At 70.3% G+C, this 26,561-nt stretch carries 22 protein-coding genes; 10 read left to right on the plus strand and 12 right to left on the minus strand.

Features of this window, described 5'->3' with window-relative positions:
• Nucleotides 1-409: 409 nt before the first annotated feature.
• Nucleotides 410-2,362 (minus strand): chromosomal replication initiator protein DnaA, encoded by a 1,953-nt coding sequence (gene dnaA / locus ACZ4EF_RS17605; RefSeq protein ID WP_391042015.1) that lies wholly within the window; start codon nucleotides 2,360-2,362, stop codon nucleotides 410-412.
• A gap of 380 nt (nucleotides 2,363-2,742) precedes the next feature.
• Here dnaA and rpmH point away from each other — a divergent pair, with 380 nt between their 5' ends.
• From rpmH to ACZ4EF_RS17650, 9 genes are all read left to right on the plus strand, one after another.
• On the plus strand, nucleotides 2,743-2,880 hold the full coding sequence (rpmH, locus tag ACZ4EF_RS17610; protein ID WP_003975051.1) for a 50S ribosomal protein L34: 138 nt from the start codon (nucleotides 2,743-2,745) through the stop codon (nucleotides 2,878-2,880).
• Between the two features lie 19 nt (nucleotides 2,881-2,899).
• Entirely contained in the window at nucleotides 2,900-3,298 is a 399-nt protein-coding gene (gene rnpA, locus ACZ4EF_RS17615; protein ID WP_391158835.1) for a ribonuclease P protein component, read from the plus strand.
• On the plus strand, nucleotides 3,295-3,612 hold the full coding sequence (gene yidD, locus ACZ4EF_RS17620; RefSeq protein ID WP_188282916.1) for a membrane protein insertion efficiency factor YidD: 318 nt from the start codon (nucleotides 3,295-3,297) through the stop codon (nucleotides 3,610-3,612). Before rnpA ends, yidD begins: the two co-directional genes overlap by 4 nt.
• A complete protein-coding gene (gene yidC, locus ACZ4EF_RS17625; protein WP_355336772.1) occupies nucleotides 3,612-4,793 on the plus strand; it encodes a membrane protein insertase YidC in 1,182 nt (393 codons plus the stop codon). The genes yidD and yidC overlap by 1 nt, the downstream gene beginning before the upstream one ends.
• 13 nt (nucleotides 4,794-4,806) lie before the next feature.
• On the plus strand, nucleotides 4,807-5,325 hold the full coding sequence (locus ACZ4EF_RS17630; protein ID WP_355336668.1) for a Jag family protein: 519 nt from the start codon (nucleotides 4,807-4,809) through the stop codon (nucleotides 5,323-5,325).
• 88 nt (nucleotides 5,326-5,413) lie between these two features.
• The gene (gene rsmG / locus ACZ4EF_RS17635; RefSeq protein WP_355336667.1) at nucleotides 5,414-6,151 is read left to right on the plus strand and encodes a 16S rRNA (guanine(527)-N(7))-methyltransferase RsmG; all 738 of its coding nucleotides are present in this window, start codon (nucleotides 5,414-5,416) and stop codon (nucleotides 6,149-6,151) included.
• A gap of 276 nt (nucleotides 6,152-6,427) precedes the next feature.
• Nucleotides 6,428-7,552: a ParA family protein gene (locus ACZ4EF_RS17640; RefSeq protein ID WP_355336666.1), complete on the plus strand. Its 1,125-nt coding sequence runs from the start codon at nucleotides 6,428-6,430 to the stop codon at nucleotides 7,550-7,552.
• A complete protein-coding gene (locus ACZ4EF_RS17645; protein ID WP_467505192.1) occupies nucleotides 7,549-8,649 on the plus strand; it encodes a ParB/RepB/Spo0J family partition protein in 1,101 nt (366 codons plus the stop codon). The genes ACZ4EF_RS17640 and ACZ4EF_RS17645 overlap by 4 nt, the downstream gene beginning before the upstream one ends.
• A gap of 76 nt (nucleotides 8,650-8,725) precedes the next feature.
• Nucleotides 8,726-9,343, plus strand: a complete 618-nt coding sequence (locus tag ACZ4EF_RS17650) for a GNAT family N-acetyltransferase (RefSeq protein ID WP_355336664.1) — start codon at nucleotides 8,726-8,728, stop codon at nucleotides 9,341-9,343.
• Nucleotides 9,344-9,494: 151 nt separating this feature from the next.
• Here ACZ4EF_RS17650 and trxA read toward each other — a convergent pair whose 3' ends face one another.
• The 7 genes from trxA to ACZ4EF_RS17685 form a co-directional block, all read right to left on the minus strand.
• Entirely contained in the window at nucleotides 9,495-9,824 is a 330-nt protein-coding gene (gene trxA / locus ACZ4EF_RS17655; RefSeq protein ID WP_355336663.1) for a thioredoxin, read from the minus strand.
• A 55-nt stretch (nucleotides 9,825-9,879) separates the two neighbouring features.
• Nucleotides 9,880-10,863, minus strand: a complete 984-nt coding sequence (gene trxB / locus ACZ4EF_RS17660) for a thioredoxin-disulfide reductase (protein ID WP_355336662.1) — start codon at nucleotides 10,861-10,863, stop codon at nucleotides 9,880-9,882.
• Nucleotides 10,864-10,998: 135 nt separating this feature from the next.
• Nucleotides 10,999-11,889 (minus strand): anti-sigma factor, encoded by an 891-nt coding sequence (locus tag ACZ4EF_RS17665; RefSeq protein ID WP_467505195.1) that lies wholly within the window; start codon nucleotides 11,887-11,889, stop codon nucleotides 10,999-11,001.
• Nucleotides 11,886-12,557 carry an RNA polymerase sigma factor SigM gene (sigM, locus tag ACZ4EF_RS17670; RefSeq protein WP_355336660.1) on the minus strand — a complete coding sequence of 224 codons (672 nt, stop codon included), beginning with the start codon at nucleotides 12,555-12,557 and terminating at the stop codon, nucleotides 11,886-11,888. Before sigM ends, ACZ4EF_RS17665 begins: the two co-directional genes overlap by 4 nt.
• 86 nt (nucleotides 12,558-12,643) lie before the next feature.
• On the minus strand, nucleotides 12,644-14,437 hold the full coding sequence (locus ACZ4EF_RS17675; protein WP_467505372.1) for a protein kinase family protein: 1,794 nt from the start codon (nucleotides 14,435-14,437) through the stop codon (nucleotides 12,644-12,646).
• Between the two features lie 801 nt (nucleotides 14,438-15,238).
• On the minus strand, nucleotides 15,239-17,752 hold the full coding sequence (gene murJ / locus ACZ4EF_RS17680; RefSeq protein ID WP_467505197.1) for a murein biosynthesis integral membrane protein MurJ: 2,514 nt from the start codon (nucleotides 17,750-17,752) through the stop codon (nucleotides 15,239-15,241).
• Between the two features lie 68 nt (nucleotides 17,753-17,820).
• Nucleotides 17,821-20,178 (minus strand): DUF6049 family protein, encoded by a 2,358-nt coding sequence (locus ACZ4EF_RS17685; protein WP_467505199.1) that lies wholly within the window; start codon nucleotides 20,176-20,178, stop codon nucleotides 17,821-17,823.
• 307 nt (nucleotides 20,179-20,485) lie between these two features.
• Here ACZ4EF_RS17685 and ACZ4EF_RS17690 point away from each other — a divergent pair, with 307 nt between their 5' ends.
• Nucleotides 20,486-21,901 carry a CCA tRNA nucleotidyltransferase gene (locus ACZ4EF_RS17690; protein WP_391158848.1) on the plus strand — a complete coding sequence of 472 codons (1,416 nt, stop codon included), beginning with the start codon at nucleotides 20,486-20,488 and terminating at the stop codon, nucleotides 21,899-21,901.
• A 153-nt stretch (nucleotides 21,902-22,054) separates the two neighbouring features.
• On the opposite strand, the gene ACZ4EF_RS17695 is transcribed toward ACZ4EF_RS17690, so the two are convergent.
• From ACZ4EF_RS17695 to ACZ4EF_RS17710, 4 genes are all read right to left on the minus strand, one after another.
• Nucleotides 22,055-22,942 carry an LppU/SCO3897 family protein gene (locus ACZ4EF_RS17695; RefSeq protein WP_467505201.1) on the minus strand — a complete coding sequence of 296 codons (888 nt, stop codon included), beginning with the start codon at nucleotides 22,940-22,942 and terminating at the stop codon, nucleotides 22,055-22,057.
• 43 nt (nucleotides 22,943-22,985) lie between these two features.
• Nucleotides 22,986-24,254, minus strand: coding sequence for an MFS transporter (locus tag ACZ4EF_RS17700; RefSeq protein ID WP_467505203.1), 1,269 nt, complete (start codon nucleotides 24,252-24,254; stop codon nucleotides 22,986-22,988).
• A 149-nt stretch (nucleotides 24,255-24,403) separates the two neighbouring features.
• Complete coding sequence (locus ACZ4EF_RS17705) at nucleotides 24,404-25,486, minus strand: inositol-3-phosphate synthase (protein WP_467505205.1); 1,083 nt, start codon at nucleotides 25,484-25,486, stop codon at nucleotides 24,404-24,406.
• 23 nt (nucleotides 25,487-25,509) lie between these two features.
• Nucleotides 25,510-26,154, minus strand: a complete 645-nt coding sequence (locus ACZ4EF_RS17710; RefSeq protein ID WP_355336653.1) for a PadR family transcriptional regulator — start codon at nucleotides 26,152-26,154, stop codon at nucleotides 25,510-25,512.
• Nucleotides 26,155-26,561: the final 407 nt, after the last annotated feature.

A 26,561-nucleotide genomic window follows, 5' to 3' on the forward strand; every position in this document is an offset into this window, starting at 1 on the left:
CTTCCGTGGGACCAGGCGCGTTTCGTTGCCGAACAGTGGACAGAGATGTGGAGAAACGATCCCATGCTGTGCACAACGAGCCCCAACCTGTGGGCGAGCGGTGGACAACGCGAAGTGACCCCCAAGAGGTGTCCTTTCTGTCCACAGTCTGTGGATTCGGGTTGCCCACATATCCACACCCGGCTGAGCTGGGCGTACTTCCGTTGCGGCGCCCGGCCTGTGGAGACTTTCTGGACAACTCCGGTGTCCCCAGGGTGTGGACGGTCCATTTGCCACAGTCCTGTGGAGAACTGCCCCTCGGCGTACGGGAATCGAACAGGGCGCGGCGCGGCGGACAACGCGAAGCGCCCCGGGAGAGGTCTCCCGGGGCGCTCTGAGGGGCTGTGCGCGGCGCTTCTCCGCGCGCGGCTCAGCTCTTGATGCGGTTGGTCAGCTCCGTCACCTGGTTGTAGATGGAGCGCCGCTCGGCCATCAGGGAGCGGATCTTCCGGTCGGCGTGCATGACCGTGGTGTGGTCGCGGCCGCCGAAGAGCGCGCCGATCTTCGGCAGCGACAGGTCCGTCAGCTCGCGGCACAGGTACATGGCGATCTGCCGGGCGGTGACCAGGACGCGGCTGCGCGAGGAGCCCGACAGGTCGTCCACGGCCAGCCCGAAGTACGCGGCGGTCTCGGCCATGATGGCCGTCCCGCTGATCTCGGGCACCGAGTCCTCGCCGCCGGGGATCAGGTCCTTCAGCACGATCTCGGTGAGCTGGAGGTCGACCGGCTGCCGGTTGAGGCTGGCGAAGGCGGTGACCCGGATGAGCGCGCCCTCCAGCTCGCGGATGTTCCGCGAGATCCGGGACGCGATGAACTCCAGCACCTCGGGCGGGGCGTTGAGCTGCTCCTGCACCGCCTTCTTGCGCAGGATCGCGATCCGGGTCTCCAGCTCGGGCGGCTGGACGTCGGTGATCAGGCCCCACTCGAAGCGGTTGCGGAGCCGGTCCTCCAGGGTGACGAGCTGCTTGGGCGGCCGGTCGGAGGAGAGCACGATCTGCTTGTTGGCGTTGTGCAGGGTGTTGAAGGTGTGGAAGAACTCCTCCTGCGTCGACTCCTTGCTCGCCAGGAACTGGATGTCGTCGACGAGCAGGATGTCCATGTCCCGGTACCGCTTGCGGAACGCGTCCGCCTTGCCGTCCCGGATCGAGTTGATGAACTCGTTGGTGAACTCCTCGGAGCTGACGTACCGCACCCGCGTCCCCGGGTACAGGCTCCGCGCGTAGTGCCCGATCGCGTGCAGCAGGTGCGTCTTGCCGAGCCCCGACTCCCCGTAGATGAAGAGCGGGTTGTACGCCTTGGCCGGGGCCTCGGCGACGGCGACCGCGGCCGCGTGCGCGAAGCGGTTGGACGCGCCGATCACGAAGGTGTCGAAGAGGTACTTGGGATTCAGCCGGGCGGTCGGCTCGACGGCGCCGCCGGAGGAGGAGCCCGAATGGCCCGAGTGGTTCTGGCGGCCCGAGGGGTCGGAGTGCCCGGAAGGCCCCGAGGGCCCGTCGAGCCGGCCGCCCGACAGATTCGGCGACGCGTGCCGCCCGGTCGACTGCTGCTGCTGGTCCGGCCGGCCCTGGCCCTGCTGCCGGTCCTGCTGCTGGTAGCCGCCGGACTGCGGCGCGTAACCGCCCTGCGGGGACTGCGGGTACGCCTGGTGCGGTACGACCGGGTAGCCGTCGTGCGTGTCCTGTCGGTACCGGTGGCTCTGCTGCTCCGGGTACGGCTCGCGGTCCTGGAAGCCGCCGCTGTTCTGCGCGGGCAGGGTCCAACTGTCGGTACGCGGCTGCCGCCAGCCGTCGTCGCTCTGCCGCGGCGGCCACTCGTCGGGGCCCGCGTGCCTGCCCTGGCTCTGCTGCTCGGGGTAGGCGCGGCGCATCCGCATGCCGTCGTCCCCGAGGTCGCCGCCGTGCCGGTCGTCCCGCGGGCCGTCCCGCATGCCGTCGCGGTGGTCGTCGCGCAGCTCGTCCCTGTGGTCCGCGCGGTGCCCGTCGCGGCGGTCGTGCCGCTCGTGCTGCTGCTCGTACGGGTCCTGGTCGTGGTCGGCAGGGGCCGGCTCCTGGTCGCCGCCGGACGCGACGGCGATGGCGATCCCGACGGGGTGACCGAACTCACGGCTCAGCACCTCGGTGATCAGCGGCAGCAGCCGCCCCTCCAGGACGCTCTTGGCGAATTCGTTGGGCGCGGAGAGGACGGCGGTGCCCGCGACCAGGGCCAGCGGCTGGGTGCGCTTGAGCCACTCCGCGTCCTTGGGCTTCAGGTCCTCGCTATCCACCAGCAGTTTCTGGAGTACGCGCGGCCACACTGCGGCAAGATCGGCGGTTACGTCAGCCACAGGGCACGCTCTCTCGTCGCTTAATGGTGCAAGTGCGGGCAACTCCCGCGAAAGTGTGGTCCTGAAGACAGGCGGGAAGAGTTGGGAGTTCAGCCACGGTAGTCAGGGGGTAGGCGCGGTTCAAGTCGTTGTCCACAGGGTGTGTACAAATGCCGGGCCCGCGACCGCCGGGTTTGACCGGATGGCCTAGCCGCGCGTACCGTATCGAGGTCGAGTTGTCGATGGCTGCTGCCGCCTGCCTACCGATGGGCGAGGGTCTTCCGGAAGTCCCCGGATGATCGTCAAGCGGTGCACCTGATCTGTTCCGCGAGATTCTTCGTGGGCGCACGGTGACAGCCAGGCGACGCCCCGCCGGACACGATTTTCCCTGGAGCCCCCGAGTGAGCAAGCGCACCTTCCAGCCGAACAACCGCCGTCGTGCGAAGACCCACGGCTTCCGTCTGCGTATGCGCACCCGCGCCGGCCGCGCGATTCTCGCGACCCGCCGCAGCAAGGGCCGCGCCCGACTGTCCGCCTGATCGTCACAGGTCTCATGCCGTGCTGCCCACCGAGAATCGGCTGAGGCGGCGCCAGGACTTCGGAGAAGCGGTTCGCCGAGGACGCCGAGCGGGTCGACCGCTGCTGGTGGTCCATCTGCGCAGCGACATCACGGACCCGCATGTGCCGGGGGGGAGCACTCCCCCGGTGCGTGCGGGTTTCGTCGTGAGCAAGGCGGTGGGTGGCTCGGTGCAGCGCAATCTGGTCAAGCGCCGACTGCGTCATCTGGTCCGCGAACGCCTGTCGCAGCTGCCCCCCGGTAGCCTGGTAGTCGTACGAGCGCTACCCGGAGCCGGTGGCGCTGACCATGCGGAGCTGGCCCACGACCTGGACGCCGCCCTCGAGCGGCTGCTGGGTCGCGACACCCGAGGCGAAGCCGAGGGGAGGGTGTCTCGATGAAGTACCCGCTGCTGGCACTGATCAAGCTGTACCAGTGGACGATCAGTCCGCTGCTCGGCCCGGTCTGCCGGTACTACCCCTCGTGCTCCCACTACGGGTTCACGGCCATCGACCGGCACGGCGCGATCAAGGGCACCGCCCTGACCGCGTGGCGCATCCTGCGCTGCAATCCCTGGTCGCCGGGCGGCGTGGACCATGTCCCGCCGCGCAAGCGGCCGCCATGGCACGATCGGCTGCGCCGCGCACTGCGGGGCGGCTCCGACGGGCCCGTCACGCCCGAGCCCACCGGACCCTCTCACGCCCAAGGAGCCTGATCGTGGGGATTCTGAACCCCCTCTACGACGCTGTCTCGTGGATCATCGTCCAGTTCCACTCGTTCTACAGCCTGATCTTCGACAAGGACAGCGGCTGGGCGTGGGGTCTGTCCATCGTCTCGCTGGTGGTCCTGATCCGGATCTGCCTGATCCCGCTGTTCGTCAAGCAGATCAAGTCGACCCGGAACATGCAGGCGCTCCAGCCCAAGATGAAGGCGATCCAGGAGCGCTACAAGAACGACAAGCAGCGCCAGTCCGAAGAGATGATGAAGCTGTACAAGGAGACGGGTACCAACCCGCTCTCCTCGTGCCTGCCGATCCTGGCGCAGTCCCCGTTCTTCTTCGCGCTGTACCACGTGCTGAGCAACATCGCCAAGGGCCACGAGGTCGGCGTGATCCACGCCAACCTGGTCGACAGCGCCAAGAACGCGCACATCTTCGGTGCCCCGCTGGCGGCGAAGTTCCTGGACAGCGCGGCCAAGGTCGAGTCGCTGGGCGCCACGCAGACCAATGTGCGCATCGTCACGGTGATCATGATCCTGATGATGTCGGCGTCGCAGTTCTACACGCAGCGCCAGCTCATGACGAAGAACGTCGACATGACGGTGAAGACCCCGTTCATGCAGCAGCAGAAGATGCTGATGTACGTCTTCCCGGTCATCTTCGCCGTCATGGGTATCAACTTCCCCGTCGGTGTCCTCGTCTACTGGCTGACCACCAACGTGTGGACCATGGGCCAGCAGATGTTCGTGATCCGGCGTAACCCCACCCCCGGCAGCCTCGCGTTCCAGCAGCGCCAGGAGCGGCTGCGCGCCAAGGGCAAGCTCGTCGAGCCCCCGGAGGAAGTGGCCGCCAAGGAGGCCGTGGAGGTCGCGCGCGCCAACCGCACCCAGCCCAAGCGGCAGCCGAAGTCCAAGCGCCAGACGACCCCCACGGGCACGGGCGCCGGCGGCGGCGCGGCGGGCGGCACCGGTGGCGGCGGCGCTCCCAGGGCGGGCGGTGGAGCCCCGCGGGCGGGCGCTCCCAAGGCCGGTGCCCCGAAGGCGAGCGGCGGCTCGGCAGGCACAGGCAGGACAGGCGGCGGTACGAAGCAGGGCGGCGCTCCGGGCAAGCAGGGCGGTTCGCCCGGCAAGCAGTCCGGTGGCAAGTCCAAGCCGACCAACCTGTCGAAGAAGAAGTAAGAGGAGCCCAGGCGTGAGCGACGTCAACACCACCACCGCACCCGACAACGGCTCGGCCGCGACCCTGAACCGGCTGGAGCAGGAGGGTGATATCGCCGCCGACTACCTGGAAGGTCTGCTGGACATCGCGGACCTCGACGGTGACATCGACATGGATGTCGAGGGCGAGCGCGCGTCGGTGTCGATCATCGGTGACACCGGCACCCGTGATCTGAACAAGCTGGTCGGCCGGGACGGCGAGGTGCTGGAAGCCCTCCAGGAGCTGACCCGGCTCGCGGTGCACCGGGAGACCGGTGAGCGCAGCAGGCTGATGCTGGACATCGCCGGGTTCCGGGCGCGCAAGCGGGCCGAGCTGGCGCAGCTCGGCGCGAAGGCGGCGGCGGAGGCCAAGGCCAGCGGTGAGCCGGTGAAGCTGGACCCGATGACGCCGTTCGAGCGCAAGGTCGTGCACGACGCCGTGGCCGCCGCGGGCCTGCGCAGCGAGTCCGAGGGCGAGGAGCCCCAGCGCCGGGTGGTCGTACTCCCGGTCTGACCGGACGCTGTGTGGTACTGCTCTGTCGGCCCCGTCTGTTCGCAGGCGGGGCCGAACCTTGTGAGTGACCTAGGAAAGGACAGCCCCCGTGACGGAGGCAGCAGCGGAGCTTCCCGCGCCGCCCGAGCAGGCCAGGACGGTCTTCGGTGACCGGTTCGCCGACGCCCTGCGCTATGCCGAGCTGCTCGCGGACGCCGGGGTGCGCCGCGGCCTGATCGGCCCGCGCGAGGTGCCCCGCCTGTGGGAGCGGCACCTGCTGAACTGCGCGGTGCTCTCCGAGGTCATCGACGAGGACGTGTCCGTGTGCGACGTCGGCTCGGGCGCCGGCCTGCCCGGTATCCCGCTGGCGCTGACCCGGCCCGATCTGCGGATCACGCTGCTGGAGCCGCTGCTGCGCAGGACCACCTTTCTCGAAGAGGTCGTCAAGGTGCTGGGGCTGAGCAATGTCACCGTGGTGCGCGGCCGAGCCGAGGAGATGATGGGCAAGCTGCCCCCGGTGGACGTGGTGACCGCGCGCGCCGTGGCGCCGCTGGAACGGCTCGCGGGCTGGGGCCTGCCGCTGCTGCGCCCGCACGGTGAGATGGCGGTCCTCAAGGGCGACACCGCGCTGGACGAGCTGAAGGCGGCCAGGGCCGCGCTCGACCGGCTGGGCGCGGTCGACACCTCCGTGGTCCAGGTCGGCGAGGGCATCGTGGACCCGCTCTCCACCGTCGTACGCGTCCTGGTCGGCGAGAGCCCCGGCGGGGTACGCGCCGCGACCCGGCGGGCGAAGGCCGCGCGCGCGAGCCGTAACCCGCGGGGCGGAGCTCCCCGCCGTCGCCGCTGAACCGTCGTTCCTCGAACGGTCCCGCGCCGAACCCTCCCTCTACGCCATACAAACGGCCAAACAGACATAACCCGGAGTGTCTGCGGAGTTAGCGGTCCGGCGCTGTGCATCGTGTTCCACGTGAAACGTCGCTCGCTGCTACCAGGAGTCCTCAGCCGCGGCCGAGCCGCGGCCGAGGCACACGCCAACAAGCCCTCCAAGACGCCCCAGTCGGTGGATAGATCTACGGCTTCATCCACAGGCAGCCAAGTCTCGCTGGTTCATCACCCCTCCGGCATGGCAGGCTCTTCTCATAGCGAGCCTGAAGTCGAGGAGTGTGAGTCCTTGCGGTCCGACGCCAACATCGCGGGACCGATGGCCGATCCGGTCCCCGGTCCCCGCACAGCAGAGTTTGCCGGGGGCCCGATTGCCGTGCCCCCGGGGTTCGGAGACGGTGTTTCACGTGAAACATTGCCTCCCATGGATGACACCCCGATCGGCCGCGCCGCGCAGTTGGCCGTCGAGGCACTGGGACGCGCCGGGGAAGGACTTCCCCGGCCGGCCCAGACCCGGGTGATGGTGGTCGCCAATCAGAAGGGCGGGGTCGGCAAGACCACGACCACGGTGAATCTGGCGGCGTCCCTGGCGCTGCACGGCGCCCGGGTGCTCGTGGTCGACCTGGACCCGCAGGGCAACGCCTCCACGGCGCTGGGCATCGACCACCACGCCGAGGTCCCCTCGATCTACGACGTCCTGGTGGAGAGCAAGCCCCTGTCCGACGTCGTGATGCCGGTCCCCGATGTGGAGGGCCTGTTCTGCGCGCCCGCCACCATCGACCTGGCGGGCGCCGAGATCGAACTGGTCTCCCTGGTCGCCCGCGAGAGCCGGCTCCAGCGGGCGATCGAGGCGTACGAGCAGCCGCTGGACTACGTCCTGATCGACTGCCCGCCCTCGCTCGGCCTGCTGACCGTCAACGCGTTGGTGGCCGGGGCCGAGGTCGTCATCCCGATCCAGTGCGAGTACTACGCGCTGGAGGGGCTGGGCCAGCTCCTGAAGAACGTGGAACTGGTCCGCGCGCACCTCAACCCGAAGCTGCATGTGTCGACGATCCTGCTGACCATGTACGACGGACGGACCCGCCTCGCCTCCCAGGTCGCGGAGGAGGTGCGCACGCACTTCGGCAAGGAGGTGCTGCGGACCAGCATCCCGCGGTCCGTCCGGATCTCCGAGGCGCCCAGCTACGGCCAGACCGTACTGACCTATGACCCGGGCTCCAGCGGCGCGCTGTCGTATCTGGAAGCCGCCCGGGAGATGGCCCTGCGCGGAGTCGAGGCGTCCGTCGCCGTCGAGTACGACCCGCAGGGTGACTACACCCAGCACGATGAGCAGAACCCGCACAGCATGTCGGAGGGGATCCAGTGAGTGATCGACGCAGAGGGCTCGGCCGTGGTCTCGGCGCGCTGATCCCGGCCGCGCCGCAGTCGACGGGCGGCGCCCAGGGCGCCGCACCGGTACTGACGCAGGAACGCGGCGTCGCCGCGGCCAAGGTGGCCGGACTGGTGGACCGCAGAGTCCCCGAGGCCGCGCCGCCGCCCGTGGTGGACATCCCTGTTTCACGTGAAACAGAGCCGGACCTCTCCGACGCGAAGAACCCCGTACCGGGTGCCTACTTCGCGGAGCTGGACCTGGACTTCATCACGCCGAACCCGCGCCAGCCGCGTGAGGTCTTCGACGAGGACGCCCTCAACGAACTGATCACCTCCATCAAGGAGGTCGGTCTGCTCCAGCCGGTCGTCGTGCGTGAGATCGGCAAGGACCGCTTCGAGCTGATCATGGGCGAGCGCCGCTGGCGGGCGTGCCGCGAGGCCGGCCTGGAGCGGATTCCGGCGATCGTCCGGGCGACCGACGACGAGAAGCTCCTCCTGGACGCCCTCCTGGAGAACCTGCACCGGGCCCAGCTCAACCCCCTGGAGGAGGCGGCGGCGTACGACCAGTTGCTCCGCGACTTCTCCTGCACCCACGAGCAGTTGGCGGACCGGATCGGGCGCTCCCGCTCGCAGGTCTCCAACACGCTCCGGCTGCTGAAGCTGTCGGCCCCGGTGCAGCGCCGGGTCGCGGCCGGGGTGATCTCCTTCGGCCACGCGCGGGCGCTGCTCTCGCTGGACGACCCCGAGGAGCAGGACAAGCTGGCCCACCGGATCGTCGCCGAAGGGCTGTCGGTGCGCGCGATCGAAGAGATCGTGACGCTGATGAACAGCGACCCGAAGCCCACCAGGAAGAGCGCGGCGCCCCGGGCCGGGCGTCGGGTCTCCCCGGCGCTCACCCACCTCGCCTCCCGGCTCTCCGACCGCTTCGACACCCGGGTGAAGGTCGACCTGGGGCAGAAGCGCGGAAAGATCGTCGTGGAATTCGCGTCGATAGAGGATCTGGAGCGCATCCTCGGGGCGATGGCCCCGGGCGAGGGCAATGTGCTGGAGAACCGGCTCGAAGAGGAAGCCGAGGACGAAGACGGCGAGTGACGCGGGCGCACCCCGGCGTTCGCGCCGGGGTGTACGTGGGCAGTTCGGTTCACGGCAGAGATGGGGTTCAGGCCACATGGGACGTCGGCTGGCACCACTGACACTCGACAATCTCCCGGACCTCCCCAAGCCCTGCCGCAGTTGCGTCTTCTGGGAACTGGACCCGGTCAGCGGCGAAGCGGCCGTCCAGGCGGGCAAGCCCGAGCTGGAGAAGGAGGCGTGGATCTCCGCCGTTCTGCTGGAGTGGGGTTCCTGCGGACGGGTCGTCTACGTCGACGAGGTGCCCGCGGGCTTCGTGCTCTACGCGCCCGCCGCGTATGTGCCGCGCTCCCTGGCCTTCCCGACCAGCCCGGTGTCGGCGGACGCTGTCCAGCTCATGACCGCGCGCATCCTGCCCGGCTTCCAGGGGCAGGGCCTCGGCCGGGTCCTGGTGCAGACCGTCGCCAAGGACGTCATCCGGCGTGGCTTCAAGGCGATCGAGGCGTTCGGCGACGCGAAGTGGACCGCCCCCTCGTGCGTCCTGCCCGCGGACCATCTGCTCGCGGTGGGCTTCAAGACGGTCCGCCCCCACCCGCGCTATCCCCGGCTGCGGCTGGAGCTGCGCTCCACGATCTCCTGGAAGGAGGACGTCGAGATGGCCATCGACCGCCTCCTGGGCGCCGTCCAGAAGGAGCCTGCCCTCCGGCCCCTGTGAGCCGCCGTCACTCCCCACGGCCGCGCCGGGCACCCGGCCCGGACATGCGAGAGGGCCGACCCCCGGATCGGGGGTCGGCCCTCTCGTGTTCCACGTGGAACAGCGTCCGCCGGTGAAGACGTCCGCCGGTGAAAGCGTCAGCCGGTGAGCGTCAGCCGATGAAGTCGGACAGGTCGCGCACGATGGCGGCCTTCGGCTTGGCGCCGACGATGGTCTTCACGACCTCGCCGCCCTTGTAGACGTTGAGCGTCGGAATGGACATCACGCCGTACTTCGCCGCGGTGACCGGGTTCTCGTCGATGTTCAGCTTGACGATGGTGATGTTCTCCGCGTGCTCCTCCGCGATGGCCTCCAGCGAGGGGGCGATCTGGCGGCACGGGCCGCACCACTCCGCCCAGAAGTCCACCAGCACGGGCTTGTCGCTGGCGAGCACCTCCTCGGCGAACGTCTCGTCGGTCACGTGCTTGGTGTTGCCAGCCACGGCGGTCTCCTCAGGTCGTGATGTGTGCGTGTCGGGGGTGAGGGATGGAAGCGGGTCAGACGGCGGCCTTGTCGGCCGACGCGTCGGCCGTCTCGGCCTTCTCGGCGTCGGCGAGGGCGGCCAGGTAGCGCTCGGCGTCCAGCGCGGCGGAACAGCCGGTGCCGGCCGCGGTGATCGCCTGACGGTAGGTGTGGTCCACGACGTCTCCCGCGGCGAAGACACCGGGGACGTTGGTCCGGGTGCTCGGCGCCTGGACGGTGAGGTAGCCCTCTCCGTCGACGTCGAGGACGCCCTTGAACAGCTCGCTGCGCGGGTCGTGGCCGATCGCGATGAACAGCCCGGTGACGGGCAGCTCCGAGGTCTCGCCGGTCTTCGTGTTGCGCAGGGTCAGACCGGAGAGCTTGCCGTCGCCGTGGATCTCGGCGACCTCGCTGTCCCAGACGAAGGAGATCTTCGGGTCGGCGAAGGCCCGGTCCTGCATCGCCTTGGACGCCCGCAGGCTGTCCCGGCGGTGCACGATCTTCACGGACTTGGCGAAGCGGGAGAGGAAGGTCGCCTCCTCCATCGCGGTGTCGCCGCCGCCGATCACGGCGATGTCCTGCTCGCGGAAGAAGAAGCCGTCACAGGTGGCACACCAGGAGACGCCGCGGCCGGAGAGCTGGTCCTCGTTGGGGAGGTTCAGCTTGCGGTGCTGCGAGCCGGTGGTGACGATGACGGTCTTGGCGCGGTGGACGGTGCCCGCCGAGTCCGTGACGGTCTTGATGTCGCCGCCGAGGTCGACCGCGACCACGTCGTCCGGGACCAGCTCGGCGCCGAAGCGCTCGGCCTGGGCGCGCATGTTGTCCATGAGGTCCGGGCCCACGATGCCGTCGCGGAAGCCGGGGAAGTTCTCCACCTCGGTGGTGTTCATCAACGCGCCGCCGGCGGTGACCGACCCCTCGAAGACCAGCGGGTTGAGGGATGCGCGCGCCGTGTAGAGCGCCGCGGTGTACCCCGCGGGCCCCGAGCCGATGATGATCACGTTACGGACGTCGCTCACGGGTGTCTTCCTCGTCTCTGCGGACAACTGCGGGGGCCCTGGCTGGACTCTCGTCCTCCCTAACGGATCCTACGGGTCCAGCATTCCCCGGACGGCGCGGCGCACGCCGTACGCCACGCCCCCCGGACGAACGGCTCAGCGCGGGTAGGTGCTCCGGAAGAGAACCGCGCCGGGACTGGTCGCCGTACAGGCGGCGCTGACCACGAACGCGTCGACCGCCGAGGCGTCACTCGGGTGCGGCAGCACCACAAGGTAGGAGTCCGTCCCGTGGAAGGACTCACGCTCGGCGGCCAGCGCCGGGCCGGTGCGCTGGGTGGCCTTGAGCACACACGGGGGGACGGTGGGCACTGCCTTGTCCGGGCTCATGGTGGCGCCCTCGCTGCTGACGCCGGGACCGCTGAGCATCGGGGAGTCGGACTCCCCGGCCGCGTGGTTCGGCGCCGCCTCATCGAGCAGCTCCCGCACCTGGACCGCGATCGGGTCGGCGGCGGTGTCCGCCTTCTTGCTGCTGGCGGTCGCGTCGCTCTGCGAGGTGGTGTCGTCGCCGACGTGATAGATCGTGACGCCCAGGCCGACGACGACCACGGCGGAGGCGGCGACGAGCAGTCCGCGCCGCCACCGCCGACCGGTGCGGCCGGGACCGGCGGACCCGGAGGCATGTCCGTCGGGACCGGTCGATGTTCCACGTGGAACATGCGTCAATGTCGGTGTCGGTGTCGGTGCCGGTTTCGGTGACGGCCGCGATGTTCCACGTGGAACATCGGGCGTGGTGGCGTCGAGGAGCGCTTCGGCGGCGAGCGCCGCGTCGATCCGTCCGGCGATGTCGGCGGGCATCCGCTGCGGTCCCGGCAGGGTGCCGAGCAGTCCCCTGATCTCCTCCAGGGAGTCCCGGACGTCGGCGCACAGCGAACAGCCCGCGATGTGCTCGGTGACCTCCGTGGCGCGCTCGGGGCGGAGCAGCCCCTCGGCCAGGTCGGAGATCTCGGCGACCTCGGGATGCGCGTCGTGGTCCGCTGTCGATGTCACCGCTGTTCACCTCCGCCCTGTTCCGGTCCCGTCTCTGGGACGGATGTCCCCTCCGCCCGGTTCCTTCCCCCGCCGCGATCGGCGCTATCCACGCCCTGCGCGCGCAGATGGGTGACGAGGGGAAGCAGTTTCGCCCGGCCTCTGGCGCACCGGCTCTTGACCGTACCGGTGGGCACATCGAGCACCGCGGCGGCTTCGGCGACCGAGTAGCCCTGCATGTCGACCAGGACCAGTGCGGCGCGCTGGTCGGGCGGCAGCGTGGTGAGGGCGGCTATCAGCTCGCGGTGGAGTTCCCCGCGCTCGGCCGGGACCTCGGCCGACTCGTGGGGTTCGAGCAACGCCTCGAAGTTCTCCTCGTCGGCCACCGGGGCCGTCCTGCGGGAGGCGGCCTTACGGGCCCGGTCGAGGCAGGCGTTGACCGTGATGCGGTGCAGCCAGGTGGTGACGGCCGACTGGCCGCGGAAGGTATGGGCGGCCCGGAAGGCGGACACCAGCGCGTCCTGGACGGCGTCAGCGGCTTCCTCGCGGTCCCCCAAGGTGCGCAGGGCCACCGCCCACAGCCGGTCCCGGTGGCGGCGCACCAGCTCGCCGAAGGTGTCGGGATCGCCCGCGACATGACGGGCCAGGAGATCGGCGTCGGCGACATCGCCGAGCGGGTTTGCCTCCAAGGCCGTTCTCCCCCGTCCCCTGCCCCTGTGGGTCTCGCCGTGGGTGTCCCCGCGGCCGTCGCCGCGGGGTCAGCCCGTCTCCGGGATCAGCCCGTCACGCTGATCTCGGAGATCCTGCCACGGAAGTGACCGGTCTCGGCAGGCGCCAGACGCGTCATCCACACCAGCACGTAGCGCGAGGTGAGATCGGCGCTCGGCTTGAACGTCACCGAACTGCCCGAGCCCTGGGCCACCTTGGTGAAGGCGTCGAAGGTGGTCGGCATCGCGGAGGTGCCCTTGGGCGCGGCCAGGAGCTGCGCGGTGACGTCGCCCACGAAGTCGACCTTCACCGTGCTCACGTGCTTGGCGCTGCCCAGGTCGACGATGACGCCGACACCCGGCTTGAGATTGCCCAGATCGGCGCCCAGGTAGTAGTTCGTCTCCCAGTACGTGGAGGGGTCGCCGTCGAACGCCTTGGGGAGATCCTTCGGATTCTCGCTGCCGTCGCCGAGCGGGTCGAAGTCCTTCAGCCCGGCGATCTTGATCGGGACCGGGGCCTTGCGCGTCGGGTCCTGGCTCGCCTTCTGGCCGGTCGTCGGGTGACTGGTCGGCCGGTCCTCACGCGACTTGAGGGTGTCCGCGAGCTGCCAGCTCCCCAGGCCGATCGCCACGATCACCAGTGCCGAGACCGCCCATTTCAGTGCCCGGCCGGTACGGCCGGGCAGAGCGGGCGGCGGAGCGGGGGCCGCGACCGCGGGCGGCTGCGGCGTACCCGGTGGCGCGGGCGGCTGGCGGAAGGCGGCGACCGGGTAGACCGGCGGTGCCTGCTCCGGCGGCCGGATGCGCGGGATGCCCGCGACGGCCTTGGCCAGTTCCTCGGGAGTGGTGCAGGGCGGGTCCTGCCGGGAGGCGGTCGCGCCGTCGTTGACGAGCGCGCGCATGGCCAGCTCGGACAGCCCGCGGTGGACGCCCGCGCGGACCTGGTCGGGTGCGACCAGGCCGACGCCCTTGGGCAGCCCCGCCAGACCGTGCGCGTCCTCCTCGTACGGCCAGCGCTGCGTGAGCGAGGCGTAGAGCAGCGCGCCGATCGCCTCGGTGTCCTGCCGCTGCGGACGCTCGGAGTTGAGCCCGCGCAGTGCGGCGGCGACCGCGAGGCCGCGGATGCGGTACTGCCCGGAGACCGTACGGAGCACGGCGCCGGGGTCGAGACGCAGGTGTGCCAGGCCCTCGCGGTGGGCGGCGGCCATGCCCTGGGAGACCTGGCTGACCATCTGGTACGCCTCGTGCGGCTCCATCGCGCCCGCGGCGAGCAGGTCGGCCAGCGAGGAGGCGTCGGGCAGCCACTCGTGGATGACGTACACCAGGTCGTTCTCCTCGACGGCGTCGAGGACCTGGACGAAGCGCGGGTCGCCGAGGAGCGCGGCGGACCGGGCGGCGGCCAGCACCTGGCGGGCCCGCCGGTGGTCGGCGGGCAGGATGTGGATGCCGACCGCCCTGCGCAGCTTCTCGTCGACCGCGCGCCAACTGCTGAAGCCGTCGATCCGGGTGACGCACTCGGCGAGCTGGTAGCGCCGGGCGAGCTTGTGACCGCTGTGCAGCTCGGGCTGCGCGCTGCGGACGGGCCTGGGCGCCGTGGTGGCGCTGCCGCCGCCCTTGGCGGGGCCGGCGGGCCGCCGGCCGCCGGCGGGCGCTGTGGAGGCGGCTGTGGGGCTTCCTGGGGCGGCCTCGGTCGCCGGGCGGTCCCCGTCCCCGGTCTTCTCGTCGGGGGCGAGCGTGGCGGTGCCCCCGGAGCCGGACGTCGAGGGCGCGGGGGACGGTGCGGACGGGGCCTTCACGGAGGCGACCGGCGTGCCCTTGGCGGGCGTCCCCTTGGCCGGGGCGCCCTTCGCCGAAGTGCCCATCGAGGAGGTGCCCTTGGCGGGTGTCCCCTTGGCCGACGTGCCCTTGGCAGGAGTGCCCGTCCCGACGGGCGCGGTCGCGGAGGCCGCCTTGGCGCCGTTCGTCGAAGCGGACGCCTTGGGGCTTCGGCCGTCCTTGACGGTCTGCTTGGCGGCCCTCTTGGCCGGGGCCTTGGCCGCCGACGTCGTCGCCGACGCCGTCGCGGGCTTGGCCGCGGTCGGTGCGGCGGCGTTGGCGGAGGAGGTGCCCGAGGAGGTGCCCGAGGGCGCGGGGGAGGTCGTGGTGGAGGCTCGGGCGGCGGTGGGGGTCTCCTCCGGTGACGGGGGCACCGCGGGCAGCACGGCGGTCGTCAGTTTCGTCGTCGCCGTGGGCGAGGACGCGGGGGCCGTCACGGGCACGGGCGCGGTCAGTTCGGCGGTCGCGGCCACCGCGGTGTCGACCACCACGGTCTCGCTGGTCGCGCTGTCGCCGTCGACCGCGGCCGACATCGAGGTTTCGGCGGTGGTCTGCGTGCCGTCCGACCCGTCCTGGGATCGTGTGCCGGAGTCGGCGCTGCTGCTGGTCTGGTCGTCCGTCGTCGTCCCGTCGGATGTGGCGCCGTCCTGCTGGGCGGCGAGCGGGGGCTCGCCACCCTCATTGGCCACTCCGACGGCGGCCGTGCTCCGATCCGCCACCGTCGTTCCTGCCTCCCCATCCATTGCGCGATCCCACATCGAGCCGATGACAATTGTGCCCACAGTCCGGCTCTATGCACGACACACAGCGAACCGTGATGGTTGCCCGCCGCTTCGCGACGGGTTCGTTCAGCGCCCGAGCCGTCCTCGCACCATGCCGATCATGGCGGTCATCTCCTCGATCCTCATCCGCTTGGCCGCGAAGAGGAAGATTCCGAGCAGCAGGCCGCCGCCCACCACGAGTGCGGCGAGCGAGCCCACGGCGCCGCTGCCCAGCGCCCCGAGCACGGCGTAGACGGCCAGCCCCGCGATCAGCGCGGCGGGTACGCAGGCGCCGGTCAGACGGGCGTAGGTGCGTACCACCCGCTTGCCGTCCAGGTCGCCGTCGAGCCGAGAGCGCAGCCGCTTGGCGGCCACCCCGACGCCCACGGCGTACGCGAGGCCGTACGCGGCGGCCATGCCGACCACGGCCCAGCGGGCGGGCAGCACCACGAAGCAGATGGCCGCCGCCGCCGCGTTGACCGCGGCCACGATGACCGTGTTGTAGAAGGGCGTGCGCGTGTCCTCGAAGGCGTAGAACCCGCGGAGGATCACGTACTGCACGGAGAAGGGGATCAGTCCGGCGCCGAAGGCCATCAGGATGAATCCGATGTTGCGCGCGGAACCGGTGCCGGTGCTCGCGTAGAGCAGGCTGCACATCGGGACGCCCAGGGCCAGGAAGGCGAAGGCGGCGGGCACGATGGCCACCGCCGAGGTGCGCAGACCGTAGGAGATGTCGTCGCGCACCGCGGAGACGTCGTTGTCCGCCGCGGCCCGCGAGATCCGCGGCAGCACCGCGGCCATCACCGAGACGGTGATGATCGCCTGGGGCATCTGCCAGATCAGCAGCGCGTTGTTGTACGCCGTGATGCCGGTGCCCTGGTTGCCGCTCTTGTCGGCGTTGGCGCCCGCCCAGGTGGCGAGCTGGGTGACGACGATCAGGCCCGCCTGGTTCGCCAGCACGAAGAAGAACGTCCACTTGGCGAGCTTGGCGGCCTTGCCGAGGCCGTGGCCGCGCCAGTCGAAGCGCGGCCGGAACTTGAAGCCCGCGTCCCGCAGGTACGGCAGCATCGCCAGCGACTGCACGGTCAGACCGAGCAGCGTGCCGATGCCGAGCAGCCGCGCGCCCTCGGGAGTGATGGTCGTCGCGTCCATCCGGGTGGTGCTGTAGGCGCCGTACACCCAGATGAACATGCCGAAGCTGAAGATCACCACGATGTTGTTGAGGACCGGCGTCCACATCATCGCGCCGAATTTGCCGCGCGCGTTGAGCACCTGGCCCATCACCACGTGCACGCCCATGAAGAAGATGGTCGGCAGGCAGTAGCGGGCGAAGGTGATGGCGATGTCGTACGTGTCGGGGTTGTCGGCGATCTTCGCGGACATCAGCCGGATCAGCAGCGGGGCCGCGATCACGGTGACGGCCACGATGCCGCCGAGCACCACCATCACGACCGTCAGCAGCCGGTTCGCGTACGCCGTACCGCCGTCGTCGTCGTCCTTCATCGCGCGGACGAGCTGCGGGACGAAGACGGAGTTCAGACCGCCGCCGATGGTGAGGATGTAGATCATCGTCGGCAGCGTGTTGGCGACGGCGTACGAGTCGCCGAGGGTCGCCACGCCGATCGCGGCGGCGATCACCAGGGTGCGGACGAAGCCGGTGAGGCGGGACACCAGGGTGCCCGCCGCCATCAGCGCGCTGGACTTGAGGATGTTGCCCGCGCGCGTGTTGGAGGTGGCCTCCGCCGCGCGCGGCGGCCTGGCGGCCATCGGCGGCGCGGCCGGGATGATCGGGATCTGCCCGGTGGCGTCCAGCGCGGACACCGGCTCGCCGATGTACGAGGGCGTGTACGCGTACTGCACGGGCTGTTGTTGCTGGTTCGGGTACGGCAGATTCGCGTAGCCGTACCGCGGGTCGGCGTACCGCTGGTCCTGGTAGGCGGCCTGCCCGTACGCCGGATTCTCGTACGCGGGCTCGGCGTACCCCGTCTCGGCGTTGTCCGCGGGCGCGGGCGCCTGCCCGTACGCCGCCGGGTAGCCGGGCGGCTGCTGCTGGTGCTGCGGCGGATAGCCGTAGCCCTGCTGCGGCTGCTGCTGCGGGTACGCGTACCCCTGCTGGGGGTGCTGCGGCTGCTGGTACGGCTGCTGCTGTTGCCTGGGGTCCTGCGGCGGCGCGTACCCCTGCTGCGGCTGCGGGGCCTGCTGCTGGGGGTGCTGGGCCTGGGGTGCCTGCGGGGCCTGTGGCTGTTGCGGAGGCGCGCCGCCGCCGCGCTGGTCGCGGAAGAGGTGATCGAACGCGTCGTACCCCGGGTCCTGCTGGCCCTGATCGCCCTGCTGCCCCTGGGGCGACCCGCCGACCAGGTCGTCCACGCCGACGTACTGGGTCGCGGAGTTGTCGCCGTACGGCATCTGGGGGTACGCCGAAGGCTGCTGCTGCGGATACTCCTGCCCGTACGGCGGCGGCGGGTGCGCGGCGCGGTCGTACAGCGCCTCGCCCACCGGGTCCTGCGCGGTGGGGTCCTGCTGCTGGTACGGGTCGTAGGCGTAGGTGTTCTGCAGATACGGGTCAGGGGGTGAGGGACGCTGCTCGGGCGATGGAGGCATCTGGCCCGCAGAGTCGCGATCACCGTCATACGGCGCGTTCATCAGTGCCCCACCTTATTGTCCGCCGGCTATCCCTCCACCTTCTCACCCGTCGGGGACAGCTCAACGCTTTCCCGACCGGTGTCCTCGGTGTCAGTGCCAGGGTCACCCGGCTGCCCCGGATCACCGTCCTCCTGCCCGCCGCCGTTGTCCCCGTCCTCACCGTCCCCGCCGTCTCCGCCGCTGTCCGCGGCTGCCTGCCGCTTCCGCTGACGGTAGATGCGAACGCCCGCGAGCACCAGAAGGAGCAGACCGGCGGCGATGATCAGCATCACCAGATCGGTGACCTTGGTGATCTTGACGTCGAACTCGACGGCGTTGCTGTTGCGGTAGAGCACGCCCTGCGCGGTGAAGAGCGCCGCGGTGACCCTGACCTTGCCATTCGCGCTCGCCGACGTCTGGAACTTCAGGGTACGGGTGTGGCCGCCGTCGATCGCGATCGGCTGCTGCGGGTCCTTGATCTCCAGCCGGATGTCGGTGTTCGACGTGAGACGCAGCACAAGGTTGGTGATCGGCTGGTTCAGCTCGTTCTTCACCGTCACCGGAATGGTCCCGCTGCGGCCGGAGAGGGTGAGGGTGGTCTTGGGCAGGATGCGGACCGCGTTGATCAGGTCCTGGAGGTAGCCGCCGATCGAACTGCGGAACTCGGTCGCGTCGGCGGGGTCGCCGCGCCAGCCGGCCGACATGGCGCGCAGCACCGAGTTGCCGAAGGGCACCGTCACCTTGTCCTTGCGGGTGAGGATGGTGACGAAGTCGTTGAGATGGGTCTGCGTCTCGCTGAGCTGCTGGAAGGCGCCCACGGACAGCTCGTGCCCGCGCAGCGCCTTGGGGTACTTCTTCGCCGACGGCACCTTGCGGTTCGCGTCCGGGTCGGCCTTGGCCTTGGCGGCGGTGTCGAAGCCGACCGTGGCGGCCCACGGGCTCGTGCCGACCGTGCCGATCGCCTCGGCCATCGCCTGTGCCTGCGAGACCGTGGGCATGCGCTGCGGGGCGACCAGGATGGTGCGCTGCCTCTCCGGCGCCTGCATGGTGATCATCAGGGTCTGCGCGACGAAGTCCTGCACGGCGAGATCGGCGGGCTCCGCGCGCAGCATGTCGCCCGCGAACGCGGTGGACAGCGAGGCGTCGGCGACCACCGCGGTCACCCCGTGGCCGATCGGTCGGGCCGCGTTGGGCGTGTAGCTGAGCGCATCGCTCTCGCCGACGCTGTCGCTGCGGGCCACGATCCGCTTCGCGCCGCCGGTACGGGCCACCGAGACGATGGCGGGGTCGACGGCCCCGTCCACCGGCCAGGCCACGTCGGAGGTGGCCTGGACGCCGAGGACGGTGTCGAGGGTGCTCACGCCCAGTTCGGACGCGGTCTTGAGGTGGTTGAGGGTGCCGGGCACGCGCAGGCCGTTGTGCGCGACGGAGGCCAGGTCGGTGTCGGCGAACGGCAGCGCGATCACCTGGTCGCCCGCGACAGCGCTCTTGAGCGAGTTCAGCCACGCCTTGGCGACCGCGCCGCCGGTGCCCTCGGTGGTGTGGGTGACGTCGCCGCCGGGGCCGGCGACCCGGTACGGCTTGGTCATGAAGTCGATCGAGGCGAGCAGGTCGGGGTCGATGATCCAGGTCACCGGCAGCGACTTGGCCAGGTCGACCATCACCTGGAGCCGCCCGCCGGGGGACAGCTCCTTGGCGAGGTCGTCGTCGAGGAAGATCGGGCTCTGCTGGGAGTCGGTGTCGCCGCGGGCGGCCACGTGCGGCCGGTCGGTGAGCGGCCACAGGTAGGTGATCTGCGTGGCCTTCGCGGTGGTGGTGTTGGTGTCGTACCAGGGCAGGAAGGTGCGCTTGATGCCCAGGACGTGCTCGCCGGGCTCCGCGGACGTCTCGCCGTCCAGCGCCACGCCGAGCTGGTAGACGCCCGAGGCGTCGAAGCCCAGGGACTTCACCGGGACCTTGAGGGAGAAGGGCTGGCTCTGCCCGGCCGGGATCTTCGGGAGGTCGACCGTGTGGCCGTCGATCTCCGAGCCGTCCAGGTAGCTGGTGTAACCGGTACGGTCCTGGGCGCTCTTCATCGCGCTGAGGGACGTCAGGGGGCCGTCCGGGGCGACCCTGACGCCCATCCGGGCGCCGGTGATCGTCGTCTTGCCGTTGTTGGTCACCGTGCCGGACACGGTGACGGAGCCGTCCTTGGCGGGGACGCGGGGGTCCACCTTGTTCAGCGCCACCGCGGCGGTGCGCGAGCCGCTGCCGACGGCGGCCTGCGCGCCCGGCGCCTGGAGCGTCTGGACGACCTGGAGCAGCCCGGTGAGCAGCGTGCCCGCGGCGATCAGGGCGACCGCCCGCAGCAGACGCGGCGAGCGCGCCGACGGGGGTCTTCCGGGTGCCTGTGCCGCCTCGCCCACGCGTTCGCCCGTCCCTCGTGTCGGATGTCGACGGGCGGGCGACGGTGGTCGTCGGTCCGCGCCCATCTGATGTGCGTGCTGGCATGTTAACGATCGGCGCTGTGCCAAAGTGCTGCGGAGTCCGGGGAAGAGGCCCGATGCGGCCCAGTCGAGATCTGGCCGGGGTCCGGCCGATGCCCCGCCGGGGTCCGCCGAGGTCCGGAACCGGACGGTATGCCCTCGGGACGCGCGCCATATGCGCCCGCGACGCGGTCCCGCGGGGAAACCCGGCAGCCGTGGGCTCCGCGGACCCGTACCCTTTTACGTTGTGCCGAATGCCAACAATGCCGCTCAGACCCCGCGGGCCCGCCACCAGGTCGCGCCCGTCGCCGAGGAACTCGGCCACCGATTCCGCGACGCCGGATTCCGGCTCGCCCTCGTCGGCGGCTCCGTCCGGGACACCCTGCTGGGCAGGCTCGGCAACGACCTCGACTTCACCACCGACGCCCGCCCCGAGCAGGTGCTGAAGATCCTGCGGTCGTGGGCGGACTCGGTGTGGGAGGTCGGCATCGCCTTCGGCACGGTCGGCGCGATGAAGGACAGCTTCCAGATCGAGGTGACGACGTACCGCTCCGAGGCGTACGACCGGACCTCGCGCAAGCCGGAGGTGTCCTACGGCGACACCATCGAGGACGACCTGGTCCGCCGGGACTTCACGGTGAACGCGATGGCGGTCGCGCTCCCCGAGGGCGACTTCGTCGATCCGTACGGCGGCCTGGACGATCTGGCGGCGCGGCGGCTGCGTACGCCCGGCACCCCGGAGTCGTCGTTCTCCGACGACCCGCTGCGGATGCTGCGGGCCGCCCGCTTCGCCGCGCAGCTCGACTTCGAGGTCGCGCCCGAGGTGGTCGCCGCGATGTCGGCGATGGCCGACCGGATCGGCATCGTCTCCGCCGAGCGGATCAGGGACGAGCTGAACAAGCTGATCCTGTCCGACCACCCGCGCAAGGGGCTGCGGCTGCTGGTCGACACCGGGCTGGCCGATCTGGTGCTGCCCGAGCTGTCCGCGCTGCGCCTGGAGCGCGACGAGCACTTCCGGCACAAGGATGTCTACGAGCACTCGCTGACGGTGCTGGAGCAGGCGATCGACCTGGAGACCGACGGGCCGGACCTCGTCCTGCGGCTGGCCGCGCTGCTCCACGACATCGGCAAGCCGAAGACGCGCCGCTTCGAGACCGACGGCCGGGTCTCCTTCCACCACCACGAGATGGTGGGCGCGAAGCTGACCAAGGCCCGGCTGACCCAGCTCAAGTACCCCAACGATCTGGTGAAGGACGTCTCCCGGCTGGTCGAGCTGCACCTGCGCTTCCACGGATATGGCAGCGGCGAGTGGACCGACTCGGCCGTACGCCGCTACGTCCGCGACGCGGGCCCGCAGCTCTCCCGGCTGCACAAGCTGACCCGTTCGGACTGCACGACCCGCAACAAGCGCAAGGCAGCCGCCCTGTCCCGCACCTACGACGCCCTGGAAGCGCGCATCGCCGAACTCCAGGAGCGCGAGGAGCTGGACGCGATCCGGCCCGACCTCGACGGCAACCAGATCATGTCGATCCTGGGCGTCCCCCCCGGCCCCCTGGTCGGCAAGGCGTACCAGCACATGCTGGAACTCCGGCTGGAGAACGGCCCGATGACCGAGGACGAGGCGATCGCCGCGCTCAAGACGTGGTGGTCCGAGCAGCAGTGAGAACGGCGGCGTGAAACGACGGAGGGGCGATGTTCCACGTGGAACATCGCCCCTCCGTCGTCTCGCCGAACACGATGTTCCACGTGGAACATCGGCGTCAGCTCAAAGGCATCGGCATGGCGCCATCAGCTCAAGGACGTCAGCTCAAGGACGTCAGCCCACGCGCGTCAGGCAGAGCGCGTAGTCGCCGCCGCGCCCCGAGTGGTCGTACTCGGCGTCGCCGTTGGAGCAGGCGTCTCTGTAGTGCTTGCCGCCGTGCCGCTCCACGACGCGGTACGCGGCCGAGCCCGACGTGCAGTCGACGACCTTCAGGGTCGGGTCGGAGTCGGAGCCGCTCTTGCTGACGCAGTCACCGGCGGACGCCGAATTCGCGTCGTTGCCGCCCATCGCGACTCCCGCGACGATGAGGGCGAGCACCAGCAGCGGCGCCAGCATGACGTACGCGCCGCCGCGCAGGAAGATCGGCTTGCCCGGGTTCATGGGCGGTCCGAAGCCGCCGCTGGGCGCGGGCAGCTTGTTGAACTTGCCGCGCGGCCCGAGGTTGATCAGCACCGTGATCGGCGTGATGACGAACGAGGCGATGCTCCACCAGCCCTGCCACAGCGTCTTGGTGGTCATCTCCCGGTGCGTGGCTATCCCGCAGGTGCGGCAGTAGTTCGCCCGTCGCTTCAGGAAGCGCATGATGATCAGGAAGCCCTGGTGGCCGCGGACGGTGGCCTGCACGGCCGGGAAGCCCCCGCAGAAGGTGCACGCCGGGCCGCCGTCCGGCGCCGTCTGCGGCCCGGTCTGCGGGTAGCCGAACGGCTGCTGCCCCTGGCCCTGCGGCGGCCCGTACGGGTTCTGGCCCGGCTGGCCCTGCCCGTACGGATTCTGCCCGTACGGATTCTGCCCGTACGGATTCTGCCCGTACGGATTCTGGCCGTAGGGGTTCTGGCCGTACGGGTTCTGTCCCTGCTGCGGAGGCGCGGGCGGAGGCGGTGCTGTCTGCTGTGCGTACGGCTGGCCGTAGGGATTGCGGCCAGGAGGTGGCGGAGTAGCCACGGTTTCCCCCATGTGTGGTGTGCGTCCCGGCGCGACGCCGGGGTCAGGAGCGGAGTCGGGTCATCGTGGCGGCCACCCCGGCGTAGAGCAGGGCGAGGACGGTGATCAGCGCTGGGGAACGGCCGTCGGGCGGCAGCATCAGGGCGGAGACCGCCGCGGCGCCTACGAAGGCGACGTTGAAGGCGACATCGTAGAGGGAGAAGACGCGCCCGCGGTAGGAGTCCTGGACGTCGGTCTGCACCACGGTGTCGGTGGCGATCTTCGCGCCCTGCATGGTGAAGCCCAGCACGAAGGCCGCGACCATCATCGGCCCGACGGCGAACGGGAGCGCCAGCGGGAGCAGCAGCACGGCGGACGCGGCGGCGCACACGGTGATCCAGCCGCCGGTGCCGAAGCGGCCGGTGGCCCACGGGGTGAAGACCGCCGCGGTGAAGAATCCGGCCGCGGACAGGCCGACCGCCAGGCCGAGCAGGGCGAGACCGGCGTCGGTGTCCGAGGGGTCGGACCAGGTGTAGCGGCTGAGCATCAGCAAGGTGACGGTCAGGGCGCCGTAACAGAAGCGCATCGCCGTCACCGCGCCCATCGCCCGCCGCGCCGCGGGCCGTTGGCGCAGATGCCGCCACCCGTCGGCCAGGCCCTGCGCGGTGCCCGCGAGCGCCGTGCGCAGCCGCTGCCGCACCTCGGAGGGATCGGGCCCGAGCCGGTCGCGGCCCAGCGTCAGCGCGGACAGCCCCGCCACCAGATAGACGCCCGCGCCGAGCAGCACGGTCGCCGCGTTGGCCTCGGCGCCCTCGGGCAGGAAAAGGTGCACGACGAAGGCGACGCCGCCGCCCGCGGTCGCCGCGAGCGTCCCGGCCGTCGGGGACAGGGAGTTGGCGATCACCAGGCGTTCGGCGTCCACGACCCGCGGCAGCGCGGCGGACAGCCCCGCGAGCACGAAGCGGTTGACGGCGGTGACCGACAGGGCGGAGAGATAGAACAGCCAGTCCGGCACGTGCAGCAGGATCAGCGCGGCCGTCCCGCAGGACAGCACCGCCCGCAGCAGATTGCAGGAGAGCAGCACCTGCCTGCGCCGCCAGCGGTCGAGCAGCACGCCGGTGAACGGGCCGAGCAGCGAGTACGGCAGCAGCAGTACGGCCATGGCGGAGGCGATGGCGCCGGGCGAGGTCTGTTTCTCGGGCGAGAAGACGACATAGGCGGCCAGCGCGACCTGGAAGACGCCGTCGGAGAATTGGGACAGCAGGCGCACCGCGAGCAGCCGCCGGAAGCCCGACAGCCGCAGCAGCACGCGAAGATCGCGCACAACAGCCATGGTCACAGCCTCACATGACGCGGAAGGCCCCGGGCACGCGACCCGGGGCCTTTCCTTGGTACTGCGGTGGTGCCGTCCTGCGGCGGTGCGGTCCCGCGGTGACGCTGTGGCGCCGTGCCGCCGGACGCGGCGTTGTCCGGCTCAGCCGGTCAGCGCTCGACCTCGCCGCGGATGAACTTCTCCACGTTGTCGCGGGCCTCGTCGTCGAAGTACTGCACCGGCGGGGACTTCATGAAGTACGAGGACGCCGACAGGATCGGGCCGCCGATACCGCGGTCCTTGGCGATCTTCGCCGCGCGCAGCGCGTCGATGATGACACCGGCGGAGTTCGGGGAGTCCCAGACCTCCAGCTTGTACTCCAGGTTCAGCGGGACGTCGCCGAAGGCGCGGCCCTCGAGGCGGACGTACGCCCACTTGCGGTCGTCCAGCCACTGCACGTAGTCCGACGGGCCGATGTGGACGTTCTTGGCGCCCAGCTCACGGTCCACGATCTGCGAGGTGACGGCCTGCGTCTTGGAGATCTTCTTGGACTCCAGGCGCTCGCGCTCGAGCATGTTCTTGAAGTCCATGTTGCCGCCCACGTTGAGCTGCATGGTGCGCTCCAGCAGGACACCGCGGTCCTCGAAGAGCTTCGCCATCACGCGGTGCGTGATGGTGGCGCCCACCTGGGACTTGATGTCGTCACCGACGATCGGCACACCGGCCTCGGTGAACTTGTCCGCCCACTCCTTGGTGCCGGCGATGAAGACCGGGAGGGCGTTGACGAAGGCGACCTTCGCGTCGATGGCGCACTGCGCGTAGTACTTGGCGGCGACCTCGGAGCCGACGGGCAGGTAGCAGACGAGGACGTCGACCTGGCGGTCCTTGAGGATCTGGACGATGTCGACCGGGGTCTCGGTGGACTCCTCGATCGTCTCCCGGTAGTACTTGCCGAGACCGTCGTTGGTGTGGCCGCGCTGGACGGTCACACCGCTCTGCGGGACGTCGCAGATCTTGATCGTGTTGTTCTCGCTGGCCCCGATGGCGTCCGCGAGGTCGAGGCCGACCTTCTTCGCGTCGACATCGAAGGCGGCCACGAACTCGACGTCACGTACGTGGTAGTCGCCGAACTGCACGTGCATGAGACCAGGCACCTTGCTGTCCGGGTCGGCGTCCTTGTAGTACTCGACACCCTGCACCAGCGACGCGGCGCAGTTGCCTACGCCAACGATGGCTACGCGAACCGAACCCATACCGGTTGCTCCCTGTGTAATCGTCACGCGGTTCCCCGGTTTTCGGGTCGGCCGCCGTTCTCTTGGTTGTTGTCGTGTGTGTCCTGCTCGGAGTCCGGGCGCGTGGTGCTGCGTCCGGCCCGCTCGGTCTCGATCAGCTCATTGAGCCAGCGGACCTCGCGCTCCACCGATTCCATGCCGTGCCGCTGAAGCTCGAGCGTGTAGTCGTCGAGCCGTTCGCGGGTGCGCACGAGTGAGGCGCGCATCTTCTCCAGCCGTTCCTCGAGGCGGCTGCGCCGCCCCTCGAGGACCCGCATCCTGACGTCCTTCGACGTCTGCCCGAAGAAGGCGAAGCGAGCGGCGAAGTGCTCGTCCTCCCAGGCGTCCGGGCCGGAGTGGGCGAGCAGCTCCTCGAAGTGCTCCTTGCCCGCGGCCGTCAGCCGGTAGACGATCTTCGCCCGGCGGCCGGCGAGGGGTGTCGCGGGCGGATCGCTGTCCACCACCGACTCCTCGATCAGCCACCCCTGAGTGACCAGCGTCTTCAGGCAGGGATAAAGACTGCCGTAGCTGAAGGCGCGGAACACCCCGAGCGAGGTGTTGAGCCGCTTGCGCAGCTCGTAGCCGTGCATAGGGGACTCGCGCAGCAGACCGAGAACCGCGAATTCGAGGATTCCGGAGCGCTTGCTCAATCCCTCGTCCCCTCGTTCCGGCCGGTCGCCGCTGTCCCGTACTGTGTGCCGACCCGATGCCTCCGCACGATGCATCGGAGCGATGTGTCGGTGCGATGTATCGAGTCGATACATCGGGACGATAGAACGGTTCGACACATCATGCAAGGCGGTCCGCGGTGACCGCCGTCACAGCGGGTGTCACAACATGAAACCTGTGAGGCGTCAACCGTCCGTTATGTGATGAACGCTCGCATCGTGCGTCTTTTGACCGTGCGTACTCTGTTCGCCATGCAGAGCACCGGGAACCCTGGGACGTCGGCGTGCGTCTTGGTCCTGGGTGCAGTGCGGCCTGACACAGCCGCACTCAGGGGGACAGACCGGAATGTCATCGATGCCTGCAGGCGATCCCGCCTGTCGAGGAGTAG

Source organism: Streptomyces sp. NPDC025721, from assembly GCF_055558595.1.